Genomic DNA, 5,761 nt, shown 5'->3' on the forward strand with positions numbered 1-5,761 from the left:
TAAGATTTCATCAGAATTTATAAGAATTGGCTTATCCATAATTTTTCCTCCCTAACGCCTCTTGGCGATTGTTCGTGTTAATGTAATTTAATCTACACCAGATCGGCTTTTGCTTCTTCGTGATATGTTGTTATAGAGGAGTATACCGTAAAGGATTATTATGGTCAAGTCATTTTATGCTAAAATGGTTTTTTATAAATGAACTTTAATATTTATTACGAATCGGTTTGGGTATTGTAGCGTTCAGTGTAGAGGCATGATACTTCCTAGTATCCCGTAAAAAAATAAATCAGTTAGCTGTATTTGAAATTTATATGCAGGAAAAATTGGGGCAGTGTGCAGACAGAGCCAATCGATGGGTAGATAACGCCGTAGTTTTTTTATAAAAACTGCGGACGAACAAAAAAACCCCGCTTCAGCGGGGCATACATAGGTTGTTAGAATATCTTATAAATATTTTTTTGCTGTTTCTCTTATTCTGTCTGCAAAATCATAAATATTATCTAGCGTTTCAATACCGACTTTTTCATCAATATCAGTATCGAAAAGGGCTAGTTGCTTATGTTTTCTGTTAAAGTGCAGTCGAACCAACGGCTTTCTGTTATTATTGTCAATTAAAATGGCGCAGTACGACTTTGCATCTCTGATAACAATACGGTCGGCAGAAATAACTTCACGCGCAATTGCCTTGACAATCATGAAGCCTTCAACTTCCTCTTCGGTCGTTATTATGGCATGTTCATTACCAATAGATGTAGCAATATTATCTTGCTTGTCGGTTTCAGTTGTTGTTTGTAAAGCGCTAGAAAGCCGACTTTTTACCGCATCAGATATTACTTCGCGAAACGCATTTTTAGTAACACCTGTGAGCATTTCTAAGACATTAGCAGTCAGGCGCCCTTCATAAACATCCGCACAAGCAACACGAACAAAACCTTCGGACGGATTTTCTATTTCTTTTTGGATGTTTTGTTTTATTCCAGATACATATTTGAGCTGCTCGGCTGTCACCAATATATTTTCAATATTAAATGCTGAGCGTTCAAACTTTTTAAGCTCTGTAAGTACCACAGTATTGTATTCTATTACATCAAAAGTAAGGAATGGCCTATTATCGAGCTTGTTTGCAGCATCAAGATCTGTGTAAAAATGAAAAAATCGACCATTTGTCAAAATCGCGAATTTAGCATTCGTTACACTAAAGTATCGATATAATTGACTTAAATGCTTTGAACTCAATTCGCAAGATATCGGTTTGCACTCAAAAAGAATACGTATCTCACCGTCTATACGGATAGCATAGTCAACTTTTTCACCTTTTTTACCAACGGCATCAGCAGTAAACTCGGGAATGACTTCAAGTGGATCGAAAATATCATACCCAAGTGCGCGCAGAAATGGTAAAACGACCGCTGTTTTGACCGCTTCTTCAGTTAACATAGTATCTGAATGATTTTTGACTTTATCAGCTATTATTTTTAAGCTCTCGTCTACTGTCCCCATTCCCGCTTCTCCTTTGTTTTCAGGGTTTTCTTAAAATCCAAAGAACTTTCCCAACTACACGAATCTCCTCTCCATCAGTTGCCCCATTTATTTTGATAGGTTCTTGATGATTGGGTTCAGTACTTTCAGGCCATAGTTCAAATCCACTAATAGTTTGACGTATACGTTTAGCTGTACGCTCAATCATTTGACCATTGAATCGGCTGCGTTCAACTATCACGAGATCGTTAGGTTCCACATTAATGCCGGCTTTTATTATGTCTACGCAAATAAGTTGATCACCATCACGAGCAATTTTGTTAAGGCAGTTGCCCTCGATTTTTAAAGCAAATTGAAAGTGAGCTGGGTATTTTGAGGTGCTGGGTACATATTCTATGTCATCAAATCCAAAATCCATATCTTCGACCGACATCCACGAGCTAGCAGCAACTTTTCCTATCACCGGTATCATTCCAATAGCATTAGATATGGGATGTATTTCCTCGTTTTCTGGGAAAAGAAGATTAAACGGCTTTACACCAAGATGTGGTGCTAACTTTTCCGCCCACTCTTTGGTTAATTTTCGCTCACCTTTTTCAAGCCGTTTTATTTGAGGTTGCGTGGTACCAGCTTTTTCAGCCAATTTCACCTGTGTGAGTCCCAAATCTTTCCTCAATTTTTTAATTATATGCATGCTTTAAACCTTACACCAAGACTGCTTATTTAACAAAGTCCATAAAGGTATTTTTTATTGACTAAAACAGTCTTTTATGGTATTTATTTGAATTATGGAAAAATTGAAATCATATCTCACACGAAATAAACTATCTCAAGCCGAATTTGGGAAGCAAGTTGGCGTAGCACAGAGTACGATTAACAGGTATTTACGCGGCTTGCGGTTTCCTGAGCCTGAAATTGTCTTAAAGATTGAAAAGACAACCAATGGTATTGTTCGTCCCGTTGACTGGTATGTCGATTTATACCCACGCCCCTCTCTTGAAGAGGTGGGCGTGCCACTTACTACAGCTGATAACAAACACCCACAGCATCATTCACACTCTTAAAGAAGAAAGAAAGTAAAGATGGATTATGGTTTAGCGGCAATTATTATACTTTTTACGACCAATGTAATTACGGTTTTTTGTTTGTGGGCCTATCGTAAAGTTTTTTATTTATATCGTAAAAAAGAGCAAAGCTATGTAAATGTTTTGCAAAAATCATATTATACTTTTTATATTTTGAAAGATTTAATACAGGAAATAGGTTTTCCAGAAGGCTGTACAATCGTTTTTAATAATTCTGATTGGAATTTTTCTTTTGATGAAAACAACCATTTAATAGCCAAAAATTCTTTAGGACCAGAATTGTCCATAAAGATGCATGGCGACACAAAATATTTCAAAGAAAACTCTCAAAAAATTTTTGAAAAACACAATCGGTCCAAACATTAAATGTAACGAGATGAGGCATGCAGTGTATTTTTGAATTGAGTAAGTTCATTTTTTTTAATTTATGACTAAACGCTCTGTCATAGCAAACATATAAATACGTAGAGCCTTAAGGGGGGATAATCATGGTTTTTAAAGCACATAAGAATGACATTGGTAAACCGCGTGTTGATCTTATTCCACCGTTGACACTGATTGAAATCGGTAGAGTTTTAGAGCTTGGAGAAAACAAATACGGTGCAAGCAATTGGCGTCATGGCATGAATTGGAGCCGTTTGTATGGAGCTTCTTTACGTCATTTATTAGCATGGTTTGGTGGAGAGAATAAGGATGGCGAGAGTAATTTATCACACTTGGCACATGCGGCTTGTTGCATTCTTTTTTTAATGGAATGCGAGGCAAAACGGATTGGCCGAGATGACCGCCCTAAAAGCAAAGAATAGAGATCAGAATGAGTTCGAATGAGATTTTAATAGCGGGCTTGGTAGTTTTGGGAGCTTTGCTTGTATGCGGAGCGATGTTGCGTGTTGTATTTTATTATCGCAACAAAGTCAAAGTTCTTAAAGAGCAGGTCTTGACTTTAAAAAGCAGCATAAAAACTCTTGATGAAGAATACGCGTGGTCAAGAAGTGCATCTTCAAAGGACGTGGCAAAGAGAACTAGTGATCTGAATATTGCAATTAAAGAACGCGATAGAGCGATAAAAGAACTACAACAAAGGACTGAAGAACATGAAAAGGCATTCAGAGATGTAAGTGAAGTAGTGATGGCACTAAAAGCAGATGTTCAATCACGTGACGAGGAAATTGAAAGACTAAGACAAGAGCTTAAGCAGCGTGAAGGTGCAGTAAAAACGCCGCCTCATAAGAAGAAAAGAAAGTGAGGGAAAAAAGATGAGTGTGACAGCGATAGCTTTGGGTATTGCATTTGTGATCTTTGATTTACTTATAATCTCCTTTGTTGTCTCGGAAATATTAGACAAAAAGAACGATAAACTCCGTGAGATCATTTCGAAAAAACATAAAATTTTACACGATTTGAAAATGCATATCTTCAAGAATGGGGTGGGAACATGAATCTAGGTGAATTAGTACTCTACTTATTCATATCAATAAATGCAGTGTTTTTTATTGCAATGATGGTTTTTATACTTTTAGTTGCGCCTATTTACATAGTGTATACTTCTGCTCAACCCGTCATAAAAAAGAAGAAAATTCTTAAGGAATTAGATGCTGAGATTGAGAGTTTAAAGCACAAGATTAATGAGAAGTAGGTACTGGTGATTTAGATGTCTCATACAATTCTTTGCCTTGATCTAGGGACTAAGACAGGCTGGGCGATATGCGGTGCGGATGGTCACATAACAAGCGATACAGAAGATTTTCAATCACGCCGTTTTGAAGGCGGTGGTATGCGTTATTTACGCTTTAAACGGTGGCTTACTGAACTAAAGAGATCTGTTGATGAAATTGACGCGGTGTATTTTGAAGAGGTGCGCCGGCATGTGGGTACAGACGCTTCTCATATTTATGGGGGCTTTCTAGCAACCTTAACAGCGTGGTGTGAACATCATCAGATACCATATGAAGGCATTCCTGTTGGCACAATTAAGAAGGCAACAACAGGAAAAGGCAACGCCTCAAAAGAAGAAATGATTAAGGCGGTATGTGCAAAAGGACATGTGCCTAAAGACGACAACGAAGCAGATGCTTTAGCAATTTTATATTTAGTTAAAGGAAAGGAGATTGGGGATGTCCAATAGAAATAAGTTTGTAACAATTAATGTAGAGAAGTGTCTTCTTGATATTGTTTTGTTACCAGCGATTGAATGCAATGTTTATCTCAGGTTGCGTTTGCAAATGCTCTACACTGGCGAACCTCTTATAAATAATTCACAAGGATTCTCTTATCTTACTAAATGTTCAGTAAAAAGATTTGAAAAGGCGTTAGATTATTTATTGAGGGTTGGAGTCATCATACGTTTAGAAGATGGTCGTTTGTGGAGTTCACAAGTTGAGGAGGAACTCAATAACTTCAATGAAGATCTAAATAATAATAAAGAACAGGAGGGGAAATATGTCAACTAAGTTAGCTTGGGTTCGTTGTTTTCCTTCTGATTGGGTATCTGATGCTAGTGGAATGACGTCGCATCAAATATCGACTTATATGATGTTGATATTGCTTATGTATAAGAAGAGACAGCCAATTCTTAAGAATGCCTCTATATTAGCACGCATTTCTGGTTGTTCAGTAAAAGCTTTTAATAAAGCGCTAGATTTTTTATTGAGTGATGAGAAACTGATACGTTTAGAAGACGGTCGTTTATGGAGTTTACAGGTTGAAGAGGAACTCAACAACTCTAATGAGAATTTGAATAAGTTTTCAGAGAGAGCGCAGAAGGCAGCGAAGGCAAGATGGGATAAAAATACAAAAGATGCTTGTGATATTAAGCATGATGCTTGTGATAATGCTAATGACGCTAAGCATAATGCTAAGCATGATGCTTGTGATGCTATAACAAACAATACAAACATATATAATAAAAAAACTAAAACTATCGTTTTAGCAAAAAAAGAAATTGGTTCTGAAAGTTTAGAAACAAACGAACAGGTTGACGAGCCAACAGAGGTTGCTGCTGTTGAGACCACATCAGAGCAAATCGCAACCTCATCAGACAACCAACCTCCCATTCACGAGCAAGAGAACGTTCCCAAAAAAGCAAAACGAGCGCAAGCTAATCGCGGTTGTCGATTGCCAGAGGATTTCAAACCTAATTTGCAATACGCAATCGATCAAGGATTAACGCATGATGAGGCGCTGTTAGAAACCGA

At 37.3% G+C, this 5,761-nt stretch carries 9 protein-coding genes; 7 read left to right on the forward strand and 2 right to left on the reverse strand.

The features are described 5' to 3' along the window. Nucleotides 1-447 precede the first annotated feature (447 nt). Together ACFINX_RS09160 and ACFINX_RS09165 are read right to left on the reverse strand one after the other, a co-directional pair. Complete coding sequence (locus tag ACFINX_RS09160; protein WP_144755027.1) at nt 448-1,503, reverse strand: type I restriction endonuclease; 1,056 nt, start codon at nt 1,501-1,503, stop codon at nt 448-450. 19 nt (nt 1,504-1,522) lie between these two features. Continuing rightward, the gene (locus tag ACFINX_RS09165; RefSeq protein WP_004856665.1) at nt 1,523-2,176 is read right to left on the reverse strand and encodes a LexA family transcriptional regulator; all 654 of its coding nucleotides are present in this window, start codon (nt 2,174-2,176) and stop codon (nt 1,523-1,525) included. Nucleotides 2,177-2,270: 94 nt separating this feature from the next. On the opposite strand from ACFINX_RS09165, the gene ACFINX_RS09170 reads away from it, so the two are divergent. The 7 genes from ACFINX_RS09170 to ACFINX_RS09200 form a co-directional block, all read left to right on the forward strand. Then, nucleotides 2,271-2,546, forward strand: coding sequence for a helix-turn-helix transcriptional regulator (locus ACFINX_RS09170; RefSeq protein WP_126603684.1), 276 nt, complete (start codon nt 2,271-2,273; stop codon nt 2,544-2,546). Nucleotides 2,547-2,564: 18 nt separating this feature from the next. Beyond that, nucleotides 2,565-2,933: a hypothetical protein gene (locus tag ACFINX_RS09175; protein WP_375613947.1), complete on the forward strand. Its 369-nt coding sequence runs from the start codon at nt 2,565-2,567 to the stop codon at nt 2,931-2,933. Between the two features lie 122 nt (nt 2,934-3,055). Further along, nucleotides 3,056-3,373, forward strand: a complete 318-nt coding sequence (locus ACFINX_RS09180; protein WP_375613946.1) for a dATP/dGTP diphosphohydrolase domain-containing protein — start codon at nt 3,056-3,058, stop codon at nt 3,371-3,373. A gap of 8 nt (nt 3,374-3,381) precedes the next feature. Further along, a complete protein-coding gene (locus ACFINX_RS09185) occupies nt 3,382-3,813 on the forward strand; it encodes a hypothetical protein (protein ID WP_375633225.1) in 432 nt (143 codons plus the stop codon). Between the two features lie 405 nt (nt 3,814-4,218). Further along, nucleotides 4,219-4,692: a crossover junction endodeoxyribonuclease RuvC gene (locus tag ACFINX_RS09190; protein WP_375668714.1), complete on the forward strand. Its 474-nt coding sequence runs from the start codon at nt 4,219-4,221 to the stop codon at nt 4,690-4,692. Next, complete coding sequence (locus tag ACFINX_RS09195) at nt 4,682-5,017, forward strand: hypothetical protein (protein WP_375627591.1); 336 nt, start codon at nt 4,682-4,684, stop codon at nt 5,015-5,017. Before ACFINX_RS09190 ends, ACFINX_RS09195 begins: the two co-directional genes overlap by 11 nt. Beyond that, nucleotides 5,007-5,761 (forward strand): DUF1376 domain-containing protein (locus tag ACFINX_RS09200; protein ID WP_375668715.1); only part of this gene is annotated, 755 nt, incomplete at its 3' end. The genes ACFINX_RS09195 and ACFINX_RS09200, both read left to right, overlap by 11 nt.

Origin of the sequence: Bartonella sp. AP36NXGY, from assembly GCF_042195865.1 — a bacterium.
Taxonomy (GTDB): Bacteria; Pseudomonadota; Alphaproteobacteria; order Rhizobiales; family Rhizobiaceae; genus Bartonella.